The following is a 15221-nucleotide window of genomic DNA, read 5'->3' as shown; positions in this document are numbered from 1 at the left end:
GACGGTGAAGCCTGCCTCGCGACCGGGCGCGAGGTCGAGGCGCGCCGCGTCGGCCGCCGGGACGTCGGCGGTCAGGAGCGCGCTGCGCACCCGCACCGCGTCTCCCCGCTGCTCCACATCGGTGATCACGGCGCGGAGGCCTCCCTCGCCGACGGAGACGGCGGAGGGACGGACCGCGGCGAGCACCGCGGCGCCGACCGCGACCGGCTCGGCCGCCACTCCGGACAGCTCGTGACCGTCGGCGGTGCGCAGACCCGTCGCGGTGCGGACGCCGTCGAGCAGCTCGAGCCCGGCGAGCTCGGCGGTGAACGCGGTGCGAGGGCGGGTGAGGACGCGGGCGGTCGGCCCCTCCTCGACCACCCGGCCGCTGTGCAGCACCAGCACCCGGTCGGCGAGGGTCCAGGCGTCGAGCACGTCGTGGGTGACCACGATCGCCGAGCGGTCGGCGAGCACCTCGCGGAGCATCCGGCGGAGGACGGGGGCGGTCCGGGCGTCGACCGCGGCCAGCGGCTCGTCGAGCAGCAGGAGGCGCGGGTCGGTCGCGAGGGCCCGGGCGAGGGCGACCCGCTGAGCCTGGCCGCCGGAGAGGCTCCCCGGGCGCCGGTCGGCCAGGTCGGCCACGCCCGCGGCGGCCAGCTCGCGCTCCGCCCGCTCGCGGGACCGCGCCCGCCCGGCGCCGGCGCTGCGCGGACCGAACGCCGCGTTCTCGCGCACGCTCAGGTGCGGGAACAGCAGCGGATCCTGCGCCAGCAGGGCGACGGGGCGCCGGTGCGGAGGAGTCCAGCGGCGGTCGTCGAAGAGCAGCGCGCCGCCGGCGGTCGCCCGCCCGGAGTCGGCGCGGACGAGGCCGGCGATCAGCTCGAGCACGGTCGACTTGCCCGCGCCGTTGGGCCCGAGCAGCGCGATCGTCTCGCCCTCGGCCACGTCGATCCGCACGTCGATCCCGCGCGCCGCGAGCCGCGCCTCCAGCAGCAGGCTCATCGCGGCACCCCCCGGGCGGAGCGGCCGTGCGCGAGACCGATCACGAGCACCGCGACCACCACGAGCACCAGCGCGAGGGCGACCGCCGCGTCCGGATCACTCTCGCGCTGCAGGTAGATCTCGAGCGGGAGGGTGCGCGTCGTGCCCTCGAGGCTGCCGGCGAAGGTCAGCGTCGCCCCGAACTCGCCGAGCGCCCGCGCGAACGAGAGGATCGCGCCCGAGGCGAGGCCCGGCAGGATCAGCGGCAGCGTGATCCGCCGGAGCACCGTCCCGGGCGAGGCACCGAGCGTCGCGGCGACCGACTCGTACCGCGCGCCGGCGCTGCGCAGCGCGCCCTCGAGCGTCAGCACCAGGAACGGCAGGGCCACGAAGGTCTGCGCGATCACGACGGCGGTGGTCGAGAACGCGATGCGGACGCCGAGGGCCTCCAGCGCGCCGCCGAGGAGGCCCATCCGCCCGAAGGTGAAGAGCAGCGCCAGCCCGCCGACCACCGGCGGCAGCACCAGCGGCAGCAGCACCAGCGAGCGGAGCAGGCGCTGGCCGGGGAAGGCCGTGCGGGCGAGCACGAGGGCCATCGGGCTGCCGAGCAGCAGGCACAGCAGAGTGGCGACGGCGGAGGTGCGCAGGCTCAGCAGGAGCGCGGCGACGGAGGAGTCGGAGGTGATCAGCGGCAGGAACTGCGGCCAGTCGACGCGGGCGAGGATCGCGGCGAGCGGGAGCAGCACCAGCAGGGCGCCGAGCGCGGCGACGGCCACGACCCAGCGCGGCAGGCCGGACCCGGTGCGCATCAGCCGCGGGCGAGCGGCGTCTCGACGATGACCGTGGTCGCCTTGACCACCGCCACCGCGGGAGACCCGGGCTCGAGCCCGAGCTCGCGGACCGCCTCGCTGCTCATCAGCGAGACCACGCGGTGGGGACCGCACTGCAGCTCGACCTGCGCCATCACGGTGTCCATCACGATGCCGGTGACGATCCCGACGAAGCGGTTGCGGGCCGAGCGCGCGACCGGGGACGGATCCTCCGGCAGCACGGCGTTCGCGCGGGCGAGCCGGGCGACCTCGAGGCCGTCGACGACGCGTCTCCCGGACGCGTCCTTCGCGCTCTCGAGCGTCCCGTTCTCGATCCAGCGCCGCAGCGTGTCGTCGCTCACGCCGAGCGCGGCGGCGGCGTCCCTGATCCGTATCTGCGGCATGGAGTCGATCCTACGTCCGCGGCTGAGCCTGTGCAGTGCCCGTCCCCTCTCCACGAGATGCCGCTCCGGTGCGCCTCCTGCGGCGTGCCGCGCATCCGGGTGGCATCTCGCGGAGAGGGAGGAGAGGAACGCGGAGGGACGGGCGCTGGGGATCCCGGGCCGCGCGCGCAACCCCCTGGAGGACCGGCGGGAGCACGACGCACGCTGAAGGGACGACGACACAGGAGGCGGCATGCGCGCGATGGTCTACCGGGGCCCCTACAAGGTCCGCGTGGAGGAGAAGGACCGGCCGAGGATCGAGCACCCGAACGACGCGATCGTCCGGGTGACGATGGCGGCGATCTGCGGATCCGATCTGCACCTCTACCACGGGCTGCTCCCGGACACCCGGATCGGCCACACCTTCGGCCACGAGTTCATCGGCGTGGTCGACGAGGTCGGCTCCTCGGTGCAGAACCTCAGCGTCGGCGACACGGTGATGGTCCCCTTCACCGTCTACTGCGGCTCCTGCTGGTTCTGCTCCCGCGGCCTCTACTCCAACTGCCACAACGTGAATCCGAACGCCACCGCGATCGGCGGCATCTACGGCTACTCGCACTCGGCGGGCGGCTACGACGGCGGGCAGGCGGAGTACGTGCGCGTCCCGTTCGCCGACGTGGGTCCGACGAAGATCCCCGAGTGGCTGCCGCACGAGGACGCCCTGATGCTCACCGACGCCTTCTCGACCGGCTACTTCGGCGCGCAGCTCGGCGACATCGTCGAGGGCGACACGGTCGTGGTGCTCGGAGCCGGACCGGTCGGCCTGGCCGCCGCGCGGTCCGCCTGGCTGATGGGCGCCGGCCGCGTCATCGTCGTCGACCAGATCGACTACCGCCTCGCCAAGGCCCGCGAGTTCGCCTTCGCGGAGACCATCGACTACACCGAGGAGGACGACCTCATCGTCACCCTCAAGAAGACCACCGGCGGGCTCGGCGCCGACGTCGTGATCGACGCGGTCGGCGCGGAGGCCGACGGGAACCTCCTCCAGCACGTCACCGGCGCCAAGCTCAAGCTGCAGGGCGGCTCGCCGATCGCGCTCAACTGGGCGATCGACGGCGTCCGCAAGGGCGGCACCGTCTCGGTGATGGGCGCCTACGGTCCGCTCGCGAGCGCCGTCAAGTTCGGCGACGCCGTCAACAAGGGCCTCACGCTGCGGATGAACCAGGCCCCCGTCACCCGGCAGTGGCCGCGCCTGTTCGAGCACATCCGGGCCGGGCACATCACGCCCAGCGACCTGATCACGCACCGCATCCCGCTCGAGCACATCGCCGAGGGGTACCACCTGTTCTCGTCCAAGCTCGACGGCTGCATCAAGACTGTCGTCGTCCCGTAGGAGGATCCCGTGCCGTACACCGCCGACCGCCCCGTCCGCGTGCCGACCGCCGAGGAGCTGCGCGCCCGCATCCCGGGCTGGGGCGCCGACCTCGATCCCGCCGACCGGCCCGCGTTCCCCCGCGAGCGCAGCGACCTCGTCTCGGGCGCGCACTGGGAGCGCCCGGAGAGGATGCGGACGCACGGCCGTCGCGAGAAGAGCATCGAGCACCTCGAGCTGCCCGCCGTCTTCGGCACGGCGCAGCCCCTCCACGGCCTCTCGGGCGCGATCCGCCGCTACGCCTACGACCGGTTCAGCGAGGGGCGCCACGCGCACTGGCTGCTGCTCGTGCTGGGCGACCGGGTGGAGTCGACCGGGGCGCACCTCCGCTCGCTGCTCACGACACGGCCGGACGATCCGATCACCGAGACCGGTGTGCTGGCCGAGGCGCACGCGCACCCGATCGCCTCGCGCCGTGGCCGGTCCGACGTGCGCCACCAGATCCTCGACCCGCTGCTCGTCGGCGGTCCCTGGGTCCTCGCGGCCCTCGGCGCCGTGGCCGTCGCCCGCCGCCTCCTGCGCTGACGCCCGTTCCCCTCTCGCGAAAGGCCGCTCCGGTACGCCTCCGTCGGCGTGTCGCGGACCGGAGCGGCGTCCCGCGGAGGAGGACGGGGGTCAGCGGCTGCGGGGCGCGGCGCCCGCGGTCGGCGCGGTGCGGGTGTCGACGCTCGCCGTGAGTGCCGCGGAGTAGCCGGACGCCGGGCTGCCGGACATCGTCGCGAGCTGCAGGGCTCCGCCGTCGTCGCCGAAGACGGAGTCGGTGTCCAGGCCGACCCGGGCGAGGTTCGCGGCCGAGCCCGCGTACGCGTCGAGGGCGTAGACAGCGGTGCACGCCTCCACCTGCAGGGCGACCTGCGAGGTCGCGATCGCGTTCGACGCGTCGGCGATCGAGTCCACCCCCGGGTACACCTCGAAGTGGATGTGCGGCCAGCGGCCGGAGTAGCAGGCCGGGACGATCGAGGCGAAGGAGACGACGCCCGACGCGTCGGCGACCTGCACGCCGCGGAGGTACGTCTCGTCCTCGACGCCGCGGGAGTACATCGAGTAGTCCCCGTTCGCGTCGCAGTGCCAGACGTACACGGCGGCTCCGGCGAACGGCACGCCCCCGCTCGCCGCGTCGAGGATCGTCAGAGTGAGCGCCAGGGGGACCCCGTCGGCCGTCGCGCCGCCGCCGATGCTGGTGCGCAGGTCGCTGCGGACGATCCCGGAGCGCTCGAGGACGTCGACCCCGTTCGAGCCGTCGCCCGGGTAGGGGCCGGCCGTCTCGTCGGGGATCTCGCCGGCGACCGCGGTGCCGGCCCCGGCCGTGGCGGTCGCGGTGGGAGTCGCGGTGGCGGTCGCGGCGGCGGAGGAGGCGGATCCCGATCCTCCGGTGGCGCACGCCGCGAGCCCGAGGGTCGCCGCCCCCGCGCCGACCAGCGTCAGCACGCCGCGCCGCGAGAAGAGGGTCCCCACGTCGAACGGGAGGCCCTGGTCGACCACCTCCTCCTCGGGGCGGTCGAGCCGGCGGCCCTCGTAGGCCGGTCCGTCGGGCGTGCTGCGGGGCTGCGGGATGCGGGTCATGGTCGTGCTCCTCGTCGATCGTGGTGTCCGTCGCGGGCAACCCTGGCGGCCGGGGCTCTGCGCCTCCGATGACCGTCCTACGACCCTCCTATGACCGACCTGCCGACCGCCCTGCAGGCCTCCTCCGACGCCGCGACGCCTCTCACGGTGCTCCGAACCCGGCCGCCGCGAGCACCGCGCGCCCGGCGTCGGAGGCGACGTACGCGACGAAGGCCGCCGCCGTGGCCGGGTCGCCCGCTCCGGTCAGCGCCGCGATCGGGTACGTGTTCACCGCCTCCGAGGCTTCGGCGAAGGGGATGCCGGTGACCGAGCCCGCGGCCCCGCGGACGTCGGTCGCGTAGACGAGCCCGGCGTCCGCTTCGCCCGAGGACACCTTGCCGAGCACGTCGGTGACCGACGACTCCTCGCTCACGGGGGAGATGTCGACACCGGCGGCCTGCTCGACCGCGACGGCCGCTGCTCCGCACGGCACCTGCGGCGCGCAGACGACGGTGGCGGTCCCGGGCCGGGCGAGGTCGGCGAGCGAGGCGACCTGCGCCGGGTTGCCGGGAGGCACGGCGATCTCGAGCGTGTTCGTGGCGATGTCGACCGGGTCCCCGTCGACGAACCCGGCCTCGGCGACGGTGGACATGGTGCGCTCATCGGCGGAGGCGAAGACGTCGGCCGGGGCGCCGTTGACGATCTGCGTCGCGAGGTCGGAGGAGCCGGCGAAGGAGAGCTCGACCTGCGCGCCGGGCTCGGCGGCCTCGAACCCCGTGGCGAGCTCGGTGAACGCGCCCTTCAGCGAGGCGGCGGCGAAGACCGTGATGGAGCCGCCGGCCGAGGACGTCGCGCCGCCGGTGGCCGTATCGCCGGCGGGGGTCGACGGAGCGGAGCAGCCGGCGAGCAGGAGGAGCGCGGCAGCGGCCGGGACGAGGGGGAGCAGGCGACGATGCACGGGGACCTCCGGATCTGGGGTCCGCAGATGCGGCGGACAACTGATCCTAGGACCTCAGGTGCGGAGGCGGGCTGGGAGGAGGGTCTCACGTGCGGCGGAGAGACGATCCGAGGATCGGACCGGCCGGGCGACGCGCCTGCGCGAGGACCGACGGGCCGCGCGACGCACAGCGGCGGGCGGACCGCAGCCCTCCGGCTCCGGCCCGCCCGCCGCTCGTCGCGGCCGCCTCGACGGCGGTCCTCCGCTCAGCCCTGCGGCGGCGAGTAGAACTGGAGGTCGTTGCCCTCCGAGTCCTTGAAGGGGAGGATGCGGCCCCACTCGTGGTCGCTGATCTCACCCTCGATCGACGCGCCCCGCGCCGTGAGGCGCTCCAGCTCGTCCTCGATCGAGCCCTCGGGCTGGAACGAGATGACCGCCCCGCCCTGCTCCGCGACCGTGGCCGATTCGCGGGCGTTCAGGCCGATCATCAGCCCGCCGGCGTCCAGCTCCGACCAGTCGGCCGAGGTGTCCTTGACCTCGAGGCCGAGCGTGTCGCGGTAGAACGCGACCGCCCGCTCCATGTCCGTGACGGGGACCCAGACCGTTGCGACTCCTGATGCCATGTCGTGCTCCTTCGCTCGATGATGCCGATCCTCCGACGCTAGGTCGGGGACGCCCGGAGCGGGGGCCCTTGCGCCGACGCGCGGAGGCTGCTCTCGCGCCGCGCCTCTCCGCCGAGCTGCCGTGCTCACGCGCCCGGCAGCGGTGAGGCGCCGGCTTCCCGCTGCCCGTCAGTGCCGAGACACCGCCCCGCGCCGAGACACCGCCCCTCGCCGGCGTCCCGGCGCGCAGCGGGACGTCTCGGCCCGGCCTCCGCGCGCGAGCGCTCCCCGCCGACGTCACCGACGACGCGGCCGCCGAGGCGGGCGTCGCCTGGATCGAGGAGGCGGTGGGCCCGCTGCGCATCCTGGTCAACAACGCCGGCGTCCAGCACCGCGTGCCCCTGCTCGAGCTCGAGGTCGCCGACTGGGAGCGGGTGCTGCGCACGAACCTCACCAGCGCCTTCGTGGTCGGCCGGGCGGCGGCGAAGCGGATGATCCCGCGCGGCGCCGGGAAGATCGTCAACGTCGCCTCGGTGCAGGCCGATCTCGCGCGGCCGACGATCGCGCCCTACACCGCCTCGAAGGGCGGGATCCGCAACCTCACCCGCGCGATGACGGCGGAGTGGGCGCAGCACGGCATCCAGGTCAACGCGATCGCTCCGGGCTACATCCACACCGAGATGACGCAGGGCCTCGTCGACGACGAGGCGTTCAACAGCTGGATCCTCGGGCGCACGCCCGCCGCGCGCTGGGGCCGCGTCGAGGACCTGATCGGCCCCGCCGTCTGGCTCGCCTCCGACGGCTCGGACTACGTCAACGGGCAGGTCGTCTTCATCGACGGCGGCATGACCGTCGTCGTCTGAGCCACCCCTCGACCCACCGAACGGAACCCGCATGACCGCGCTCGTCCCCGCCTCCACCACCCGCGTCGTCGTCCACGCCGCCGGCGACCTCCGCGTCGAGGAGGCGCCGCTCGCGCCGCGCGGCCCCGGCGAGGCCCTCGTCGCCGTCGCGTACGGCGGGATCTGCGGCTCCGATCTGCACTACTGGACGCACGGCGCCGCGGGCGAGTCGATCCTCCGCGAGCCGCTGACGCTCGGCCACGAGGTGGTCGGCACGGTCGTCGAGGCAGCGGCGGACGGCTCGGGACCCCCGGTCGGCGCGGCCGTCGCCGTGCACCCCGCGACCGCTCGCGGCGAGTGGCCCGACGGGCGCCCCAACCTCGCGACCGAGGGCACCTACCTGGGCAGCGCCGCGCGGATGCCGCACACCCAGGGCGCGTTCGCCCGCCACGCGGTGCTGCCGGCGCGCATGCTCCGCGAGCTGCCCGCCGGCCTCGGGCTCCGGGAGGCGGCGCTCGCGGAGCCGGCGAGCGTCGCCTGGCACGCGGTCTCGCGCGCGGGGGAGGTGGCGGGACGGCGCGCGCTGGTGATCGGCAGCGGCCCGATCGGGGCGCTGATCGTCGCCGTGCTGAAGCGGGCGGGGGCGGCCGAGATCGTCGCGGTCGACCTGGCCGAGGAGCCGCTCGCGATCGCCCGCGCGGTCGGCGCGACCCGGACGATCCGCGCGACCGACGCAGCCGCGATCGCCGAGGTCGCCGCCGACGTCGTCTTCGAGTCGTCGGGCAGCCCGCGCGGCCTCGCCTCGGCCGTCCGGGGCGCCGCCCGCGGCGGCACCGTCGTGATGGTGGGACTCCTCCCCTCGGGCGAGCAGCCGGCCCAGATCTCGCTCGCGATCACCCGGGAGCTGCGCCTGATCGGCTCCTTCCGCTTCGTCGACGAGATCGACGAGGTGCTGGCGGCGCTCGCCGACGGGAGCCTCGCGGTGGCGCCGGTGGTCACGCAGGTGGTGCCGGTGGAGCGCGCGCTCGAGGCCTTCGAGCTCGCCCGCGACGCCTCGCGCTCGAGCAAGGTGCTGCTCGACTTCACCCCGTGACGGGCGCTCGAGGCGCCTCCGGAGGGTCGGGATCGCCCGAGCGTTCGGGGTTCCCTCGGACGGCGGTGCCGCCGGAGCACTACCGTTGCACCATGGCGTCCACCGATACCCCCGATTCCGCCCCTGAAGCCGACACCGCTTCCGAGAGCGCCCCCACGCTCACCTTCTCCGACCTCGGTCTCTCCGACCCGGTCCTCAAGGCCCTCAAGGAGGTCGGCTACGAGACGCCCTCGGCCATCCAGGCCGCGACGATCCCGTCCCTGCTCTCCGGCCGCGACGTCCTCGGCGTCGCCCAGACCGGCACCGGCAAGACCGCGGCGTTCGCGCTGCCGATCCTCTCGCGCCTCGACGTCTCGCAGAAGACGCCGCAGGCCCTCGTGCTGGCCCCGACCCGCGAGCTCGCGCTGCAGGTGTGCGAGGCGTTCGAGCGCTACGCGTCCGGCCTCCGCGGCGTCCACGTCCTCCCCGTCTACGGCGGCCAGGGCTACGGCACCCAGCTCTCCGCGCTCCGCCGCGGCGTCCACGTCGTCGTCGGCACGCCCGGCCGCATCATGGACCACCTCGAGAAGGGCACCCTCGACCTCTCGCAGCTGAAGTTCCTGGTGCTCGACGAGGCCGACGAGATGCTCAAGATGGGCTTCGCGGAGGACGTCGAGACGATCCTCGCCGACACCCCCGTCGAGAAGCAGATCGCGCTGTTCTCGGCGACGATGCCCGCGCAGATCCGCCGCATCTCCGGCAAGTACCTGAAGGAGCCGGAGGAGATCACGGTCAAGAACAAGACCACGACCTCCGTCAACACCACGCAGCGCTACCTGATGGTGTCGTACCCGCAGAAGGTCGACGCCCTCACCCGCATCCTCGAGGTCGAGAACTTCGAGGGCATGATCGTGTTCGTCCGTACGAAGAGCGAGACGGAGACGCTGGCCGAGAAGCTGCGCGCCCGCGGCTACACCGCGGCGGCGATCAGCGGAGACGTGGCCCAGGCCCAGCGCGAGCGCACCGTCGAGCAGCTGAAGTCGGGCAAGCTCGACATCCTCGTCGCGACCGACGTCGCCGCCCGCGGCCTCGACGTCGAGCGCATCAGCCACGTCGTCAACTACGACATCCCGATCGACACCGAGTCGTACGTCCACCGCATCGGCCGCACCGGTCGCGCGGGGCGCAGCGGAGCGGCGATCAGCTTCGTCACGCCGCGCGAGCGCCGCCTCCTCGCCGCCATCGAGAAGGCCACCCGCCAGCCGCTGACCGAGATGCGGATGCCGAGCGTCGAGGACGTCAACGTCACCCGCCTCTCGCGCTTCGACGACGCGATCACCGCGGCGCTCGCCGACACCGAGCGCCTGCAGCGCTTCCGCGACATCATCGGCCACTACGTCGAGCACCACGACGTGGTCGAGTCGGACGTCGCCGCCGCGCTGGCCATCGTCGCGCAGGGCGAGGAGCCGCTGCTGCTCTCGCCCGACGACCCCCGCTTCGCCCGTCGCGAGCGCGAGGACCGCGACTCCCGGCCCGACCGGGGCGACCGCCCCGAGCGCGGCGACCGCTTCGACCGCGGCGGCGACCGGGGCGAGCGTCCCGAGCGCCGTCAGCGCCCGGCGAACAGCAACCTCGCCTCGTACCGGATCGAGGTCGGCCGCCGCCAGCGCGTCGAGCCCCGCCAGATCGTGGGCGCGCTCGCGAACGAGGGCGGCCTCAACCGGGGCGACTTCGGGCACATCGACATCCGCCCGGACTTCTCGATCGTGGAGCTGCCGGCCGACCTGCCCCAGGACGTGCTCGACCGCCTCGCCGACACCCGCATCAGCGGGCAGCTGATCGAGCTGAAGCCGGACCGCCGTCCGAGCCGCGCCGGCGCCGACCGCGGCGCACGCCCCAGCGGCCCGAGCCGCTCGAGCGAGCGCCCGGAGCGCAAGCCGCGCTACTGACGGCTCCCGCCTCTGCGGACGGCACTCCGCGAGACGCCACTCCGGTACAGCGACACCCGCGTGTCGCGTACCGGGGTGGCGTTTCGCAGCCGTGCGGGGGCGGCCTCAGCGGCGCAGGACGCGGCGGGCCAGCACGTTGCCGAGCAGCTGCACCAGCTGCACGATCACGATGATCACGAGCACCGCGGCCCAGGTGACGACCGGCTCGAACTGCCGGTAGCCGTACTGGATCGCGAAGTTGCCGAGCCCGCCGGCGCCGATGTATCCGGCGACCGCCGACATGTCGATCACGGCGACGAACACGAACGTGTAGCCGAGGATCAGCGGACCGAGCGCCTCCGGCAGCAGCACCGTGCGGACGATCCGGAACCGGCTCGCTCCGACCGACCGCGCCGCCTCGATCACGCCGGGCTGCACGGTCAGCAGGTTCTGCTCCACGATCCGCCCGATGCCGAAGGCGGCGCCGAGCGAGAGGGTGAAGACGATGGCGTCCGTGCCGATGCCGGAGCCGACCACCAGCCGGGCCAGCGGCTGGGCCGCGGCGATGAAGATGATGAACGGGATCGGCCGGAACACGTTCACGATCACGTTGAGCAGTCCGTGGACCACCCGGTTCGCGTAGAGGGCGCCGCCGCGGGTGAGCGCGAGGCCCAGTCCGATCAGCAGTCCGCCGAGCCCGCCGAAGAGGAGGCTCAGCGCGACGATGTAGAGCGTCTCGCCGGTCGCCTGGACGAGCTTGGGCAGGAGCGGGATCAGCTCGTTCATCGGGGCACCTCCGTGAGGGCGACGCGTTCGCCGAGGCGGGCGAGGAGGGGGTCGACGACGCCGTCCGGCGCGTCGAGGGCGACCGTGAGGTGGCCGAAGGCCCGCCCGCGGACGTCGGTGATGCCGCCGTAGACGAGCTCGAGCGGCACGCCGGCGGCCGCGACCTCGGCGAAGACGTCGCCCTGGGAGGCGGAGTCGTCCGAGAACGAGAGCGTGACCAGCCGGCCGCGGTGGCGCGTACGCAGCACGGCCGCCTCCGCGGGCGAGGGCACCGAGCGGACGACCGTGGAGACGAAGCGGCGGGTGACCGGCTCGCGCGGGGCCGAGAACACGTCGAAGACGGGCCCGCGCTCCACGATGCGGCCCGACTCCATCACCGCGACCTTCGTCGCGAGCTGCTGGACCACGTCCATCTCGTGGGTGATCACGACGATGGTGACGCCCAGCTCCTCGTTGATGCGGCGGAGGAGGGCGAGCACCTCGCCGGTGGTGTCCGGGTCGAGCGCGCTGGTGGCCTCGTCGGCCAGCAGGATGCGCGGGGAGGCGGCGAGGGCGCGGGCGATGCCGACGCGCTGCTTCTGCCCGCCCGAGAGCTGCTCCGGGTGGCTGCGCGCCTTGTCGCTCAGGCCGACGAAGCGGAGCATCTCGTCGACGCGGGCGCGCTGCTCCGCCCGCGGGACGCCCGCGACCTGCAGCGGGTAGGCGACGTTCTGCCCCACGGTCTTCGAGCCGAACAGGTTGAACTGCTGGAAGATCATCCCGATGCCCAGGCGCAGCCGACGCAGCTCGCGCTCGGGCAGCCCCATGGTCTCGCGGCCGTCGATCTCGATGCTGCCGCTGGTCGCGGGCTCGAGGGCGTTGACGAGGCGCGCGAGCGTGCTCTTGCCGGCGCCGGAGTAGCCGATCACGCCGTAGACGTCGCCCGCCTCGATCTCGAGGCTCACGCCGTCGACGGCCGCGGTCGGGGCGGCGCCGCGCCCTGCGCCGGGGTACACCTTGCGCACGTCGGTCATGCGGATGAGCGGCACGGGGCGCCCTTTCTGTTGCGGGGGAGGCGCGGGACCGCGCCGGTGGGGAGCTCCGCGAGCGGAGGACCCGACCGGCGCGGTGCCGCGGGTGCCGGAGTCAGGAGGCGGCGGAGATGTCGGTCTCGGCGGACTCGAGCGAGGTCTCCAGCTCGGAGGCCGGGGTCTTCAGGAAGACCGCGGTGCCGCCGGACTGCTCCGAGACGCCGTCGAGCACGTCCTGGCTGTCCTGGTAGATCGAGACGAGCTTCGTGTAGGTCTCGTTCCCGGCGTCGTCGGCCCGGGCGGCGAAGATGTTCGTGTAGAGCAGGGAGGCGGGGTCGCTCGGGTCGTCCTGGGCGATCGCGTCCGAGGCCTTCAGGCCCGCGTTCTCGATGAAGTCGTTGTTGATGATCGCGGCGGCCACGTCCGGGAGCGACGTCGGGGTGAGGGAGGCCTCCAGCGCGGTGACCTCCACCTTCGAGGAGGACTCGACGTCGTCGACGTTCGAGAGCATTCCGCCGCCGTCCTTCAGCTCGACGAGCCCGGCCGACTGCAGCACCAGCAGCGCGCGCGCCTGATTGGTCTCGTCGTTGGGGATCGCGACGGTGGAGCCGGCGGGGATGTCCGCGACGTCGTCGTACTGCGAGGAGTAGAGGCCGAGCGGGTAGATCGCGGTCGCGCCGATCGGCACGAGATCCGCGTCGGCCGAGGTGTTGTACTGCGCCAGGTAGGCGATGTGCTGGAACTGGTTGAGGTCGATCTCGCCCTCGGTGAGCGCCGGGTTGGGCTGGTTGTAGTCGCTGAAGTCGACGATCTCGACGTCGATCCCGGCGTCGGCGGCGGCCTTCTCGTAGGTGGCCCAGTAGGGGTCGCTCGCGCCGACCACGCCGATGCGGACGGTGTCGTCGCCGCCGCCCGCGCCGGAGCAGCCGGCGAGGAGGAGGGCGGCGGAGGCGGCGATCGCGGAGGTCGCGAGGAGTCGGGTGCGCAGGGTCATGGCTGTGGGGATCCTTCCGTGGAGAGGATCCGGCCACTCGGCGCCGACCGGGCGGTGCTGGTCACCGCCGGCGCTGCGACCGGCCTCCGGTCGCTCGGCGCCGCGACTGCGCGGATCCCGGGGATCACCATACGAAGGCGGTCGGACCCGCGCGGAACCCGCGCGTAACACGGCGACTCGGAGGCAGCGGAGGCGCGCGCTCACCGCGGGATCGCGCTGTGACGGCTGCTCAGCGCCTGACCGCGCCGCGCCGGACGCTCAGCTCGCGAGCGCGCCGTCCTCGCCCGCCGACGCCTCGTGCTTGGCGATCCGCTTCGCGATCGCGTCGCGCTCGGCCCGGAGCGACGCGATGGTCGGCTTGTCCAGGCGGGGGTCGGCCAGATCGGCGAAGGGGCTCGCGGCGCCGGTGCGCGCGGACACGAGCGCGGCGTACGCCTTCGTCGCGGCGCGGAGCTCGGCTCCGGCCCGTTCGACCTTCCGCGGCTTCGACTCCTTGTCCGAGACGAGTCGGGCGTGCTTGTCGAGGGCGTCTACCAGCGCGCGATGCGCGGCGTCAATCTTCTTGCTCATAGGCGCATTATGGCGCAGGATCGGCGCACGGCGCCGAACGGGTCCCGCACCCGCCCTCCGTCCCCCTTCGCGAGATGCCGCTCGAGTACGCGACACGCCGGGGGAGGTGCACCGGAGCGGCATCTCGCGGGGAGGGGACGGACGGGTCAGCGGGCGACCGGCGTGGAGACGGACGACGCGCCCGCGCTGGTGGCGACCGCGTCGAGGACGCGCTGCACGTCGAGGGCGTCGGCGAACGTGGGCGTGACCGCCGTGCCGCCGGCGATCGCCTCGACGAGGTCGACGACCTGGTGGGTGAAGAGGTGCTCGTAGCCGATGCCGTGCCCGGTCGGCCACCAGGCCGACATGTACGGGTGCGCCGGCTCGGTGACCTGGATGCGCCGGAAGCCCTGCGCCTCCTCGGGGTCGCGGGCGTCGTAGTACTCGAGCTCGTTCATCCGCTCGAAGTCGAACGCGATCGAGCCGAGCTCGCCGTTCACCTCGATCCGGTTGGCGTTGCGGCGGCCGGTCGCGACGCGGGTCGCCTCGAAGACGCCCAGGGCGCCGCCCTCGAAGGAGGCGGTGAAGGCCGCGGCGTCGTCGACGGTCACGGCGCCGCGCGGGGCGTCGGCACCGGCGCGGCCGCCGAGGCCGACCTGCTCGCTGAGCACGGGGCGCTCGGTGGTGAAGGTGCGCAGCGTCGCCGAGACCGAGGTGATGCCGCGGCCGGTCAGCCACTGGGCGGTGTCGATGCTGTGCGCGCCGATGTCGCCGAGGGCGCCCGAGCCGGCGCGCTCCTTCTGCAGGCGCCAGGTCAGCGGCGCCTCGGAGTCGGACAGCCAGTCCTGCAGGTACTGGGCGCGCACGTGCCGGATGTCGCCGAGGCGGCCCTCCTCGATGAAGCGCTTCGCGAGGGCGAGGGCCGGGGTGCGGCGGTAGCTGAAGCCGCACATCGCCACCTTCCCGGAGGCGGCGGCCGCGGCGACCATCCGCTCCGCCTCCTCGACGGAGTTGGCCAGGGGCTTCTCGCACAGCACGTGCTTGCCGGCCTCGAGGGCCGCGATGGCGATCTCGGCGTGGGTGTCGCCCGGGGTGCAGATGTCGACGAGGTCGATGTCGTCGCGGGCGATGACGGCCCGCCAGTCGGTGGAGGCCTCGCTCCAGCCCAGCCGCTCGGCGCGCTCGGCGGTCGAGTCGGGGTTGCTCCCCACGAGCACGGCGAGCTCGGGGCGGAGAGGGAGGGGGAAGAAGCGGGAGGCGGTGCGCCAGGCGTGCGAGTGGGTGCGGCCCATGAAGGCGGTCCCCACCATCGCGACGCGCAGGGCTCGGTCGTTCGACATCGTCGTCCTTTCGTCGGCCGTACGACCCTGCCACG

General features: G+C 73.9%; 16 protein-coding genes. 5 read left to right on the top strand and 11 right to left on the bottom strand.

What is annotated here, in order from left to right:
* From C5C37_RS12860 to C5C37_RS12850, 3 genes are all read right to left on the bottom strand, one after another.
* A partial coding sequence (locus tag C5C37_RS12860; protein WP_104339032.1) for a sulfate/molybdate ABC transporter ATP-binding protein occupies positions 1-981 on the bottom strand: 981 nt, incomplete at its 3' end.
* On the bottom strand, positions 978-1769 hold the full coding sequence (locus C5C37_RS12855; RefSeq protein ID WP_104292637.1) for an ABC transporter permease: 792 nt from the start codon (positions 1767-1769) through the stop codon (positions 978-980). The genes C5C37_RS12855 and C5C37_RS12860, both read right to left, overlap by 4 nt.
* On the bottom strand, positions 1769-2173 hold the full coding sequence (locus tag C5C37_RS12850; RefSeq protein WP_104222447.1) for a molybdopterin-binding protein: 405 nt from the start codon (positions 2171-2173) through the stop codon (positions 1769-1771). Before C5C37_RS12850 ends, C5C37_RS12855 begins: the two co-directional genes overlap by 1 nt.
* Before the next feature lie 232 nt (positions 2174-2405).
* Between C5C37_RS12850 and C5C37_RS12845 the strand changes: the two genes are divergently transcribed.
* Both C5C37_RS12845 and C5C37_RS12840 read left to right on the top strand, forming a co-directional pair.
* Positions 2406-3545 carry a zinc-dependent alcohol dehydrogenase gene (locus tag C5C37_RS12845; protein WP_104339031.1) on the top strand — a complete coding sequence of 380 codons (1140 nt, stop codon included), beginning with the start codon at positions 2406-2408 and terminating at the stop codon, positions 3543-3545.
* Between the two features lie 9 nt (positions 3546-3554).
* Positions 3555-4109 (top strand): hypothetical protein, encoded by a 555-nt coding sequence (locus C5C37_RS12840; protein ID WP_104319622.1) that lies wholly within the window; start codon positions 3555-3557, stop codon positions 4107-4109.
* 90 nt (positions 4110-4199) lie between these two features.
* Here C5C37_RS12840 and C5C37_RS12835 read toward each other — a convergent pair whose 3' ends face one another.
* The 3 genes from C5C37_RS12835 to C5C37_RS12825 form a co-directional block, all read right to left on the bottom strand.
* Positions 4200-5147 (bottom strand): 3,4-dioxygenase subunit beta, encoded by a 948-nt coding sequence (locus C5C37_RS12835; protein ID WP_104319623.1) that lies wholly within the window; start codon positions 5145-5147, stop codon positions 4200-4202.
* 142 nt (positions 5148-5289) lie between these two features.
* Positions 5290-6084, bottom strand: a complete 795-nt coding sequence (gene modA, locus C5C37_RS12830; protein ID WP_104324688.1) for a molybdate ABC transporter substrate-binding protein — start codon at positions 6082-6084, stop codon at positions 5290-5292.
* A gap of 245 nt (positions 6085-6329) precedes the next feature.
* Positions 6330-6686, bottom strand: a complete 357-nt coding sequence (locus C5C37_RS12825) for a VOC family protein (RefSeq protein ID WP_104222452.1) — start codon at positions 6684-6686, stop codon at positions 6330-6332.
* A gap of 161 nt (positions 6687-6847) precedes the next feature.
* Here C5C37_RS12825 and C5C37_RS12820 point away from each other — a divergent pair, with 161 nt between their 5' ends.
* From C5C37_RS12820 to C5C37_RS12810, 3 genes are all read left to right on the top strand, one after another.
* Complete coding sequence (locus C5C37_RS12820) at positions 6848-7528, top strand: SDR family oxidoreductase (protein ID WP_104339030.1); 681 nt, start codon at positions 6848-6850, stop codon at positions 7526-7528.
* Positions 7529-7559: 31 nt separating this feature from the next.
* Positions 7560-8600: an L-idonate 5-dehydrogenase gene (locus C5C37_RS12815; protein WP_104339029.1), complete on the top strand. Its 1041-nt coding sequence runs from the start codon at positions 7560-7562 to the stop codon at positions 8598-8600.
* Positions 8601-8692: 92 nt separating this feature from the next.
* Positions 8693-10528: a DEAD/DEAH box helicase gene (locus C5C37_RS12810; protein ID WP_104237941.1), complete on the top strand. Its 1836-nt coding sequence runs from the start codon at positions 8693-8695 to the stop codon at positions 10526-10528.
* 105 nt (positions 10529-10633) lie between these two features.
* On the opposite strand, the gene C5C37_RS12805 is transcribed toward C5C37_RS12810, so the two are convergent.
* From C5C37_RS12805 to C5C37_RS12785, 5 genes are all read right to left on the bottom strand, one after another.
* Positions 10634-11293: a methionine ABC transporter permease gene (locus C5C37_RS12805; RefSeq protein WP_104233527.1), complete on the bottom strand. Its 660-nt coding sequence runs from the start codon at positions 11291-11293 to the stop codon at positions 10634-10636.
* Positions 11290-12321 (bottom strand): methionine ABC transporter ATP-binding protein, encoded by a 1032-nt coding sequence (locus C5C37_RS12800; RefSeq protein ID WP_258074134.1) that lies wholly within the window; start codon positions 12319-12321, stop codon positions 11290-11292. The genes C5C37_RS12805 and C5C37_RS12800 overlap by 4 nt, the downstream gene beginning before the upstream one ends.
* Positions 12322-12418: 97 nt before the next feature.
* Complete coding sequence (locus C5C37_RS12795; protein WP_104339028.1) at positions 12419-13297, bottom strand: MetQ/NlpA family ABC transporter substrate-binding protein; 879 nt, start codon at positions 13295-13297, stop codon at positions 12419-12421.
* Between the two features lie 258 nt (positions 13298-13555).
* Entirely contained in the window at positions 13556-13867 is a 312-nt protein-coding gene (locus tag C5C37_RS12790; RefSeq protein ID WP_104233529.1) for a hypothetical protein, read from the bottom strand.
* A gap of 146 nt (positions 13868-14013) precedes the next feature.
* Positions 14014-15186, bottom strand: a complete 1173-nt coding sequence (locus tag C5C37_RS12785; RefSeq protein ID WP_104233530.1) for a Gfo/Idh/MocA family protein — start codon at positions 15184-15186, stop codon at positions 14014-14016.
* Positions 15187-15221 lie beyond the last annotated feature (35 nt).

The sequence above is a fragment of the Rathayibacter sp. AY1F9 genome, assembly GCF_002932155.1.
Lineage (GTDB): Bacteria > Actinomycetota > Actinomycetes > Actinomycetales > Microbacteriaceae > Rathayibacter.
The sequence above is the reverse complement of the archived record's forward strand: the minus strand, read 5'-3'. Positions and strand labels throughout refer to the sequence as shown.

Coding starts and splice junctions, on each gene's coding strand:
- C5C37_RS12810 (WP_104237941.1), top strand. CDS start 8,693: ATGGCGTCCACCGATACCCCCGATTCCGCCCCTGAAGCCGACACCGCT.
- C5C37_RS12825 (WP_104222452.1), bottom strand. CDS start 6,686: ATGGCATCAGGAGTCGCAACGGTCTGGGTCCCCGTCACGGACATGGAG.
- C5C37_RS12790 (WP_104233529.1), bottom strand. CDS start 13,867: ATGAGCAAGAAGATTGACGCCGCGCATCGCGCGCTGGTAGACGCCCTC.
- C5C37_RS12835 (WP_104319623.1), bottom strand. CDS start 5,147: ATGACCCGCATCCCGCAGCCCCGCAGCACGCCCGACGGACCGGCCTAC.
- C5C37_RS12815 (WP_104339029.1), top strand. CDS start 7,560: ATGACCGCGCTCGTCCCCGCCTCCACCACCCGCGTCGTCGTCCACGCC.
- C5C37_RS12795 (WP_104339028.1), bottom strand. CDS start 13,297: ATGACCCTGCGCACCCGACTCCTCGCGACCTCCGCGATCGCCGCCTCC.
- C5C37_RS12845 (WP_104339031.1), top strand. CDS start 2,406: ATGCGCGCGATGGTCTACCGGGGCCCCTACAAGGTCCGCGTGGAGGAG.
- C5C37_RS12805 (WP_104233527.1), bottom strand. CDS start 11,293: ATGAACGAGCTGATCCCGCTCCTGCCCAAGCTCGTCCAGGCGACCGGC.
- C5C37_RS12850 (WP_104222447.1), bottom strand. CDS start 2,173: ATGCCGCAGATACGGATCAGGGACGCCGCCGCCGCGCTCGGCGTGAGC.
- C5C37_RS12785 (WP_104233530.1), bottom strand. CDS start 15,186: ATGTCGAACGACCGAGCCCTGCGCGTCGCGATGGTGGGGACCGCCTTC.
- C5C37_RS12855 (WP_104292637.1), bottom strand. CDS start 1,769: ATGCGCACCGGGTCCGGCCTGCCGCGCTGGGTCGTGGCCGTCGCCGCG.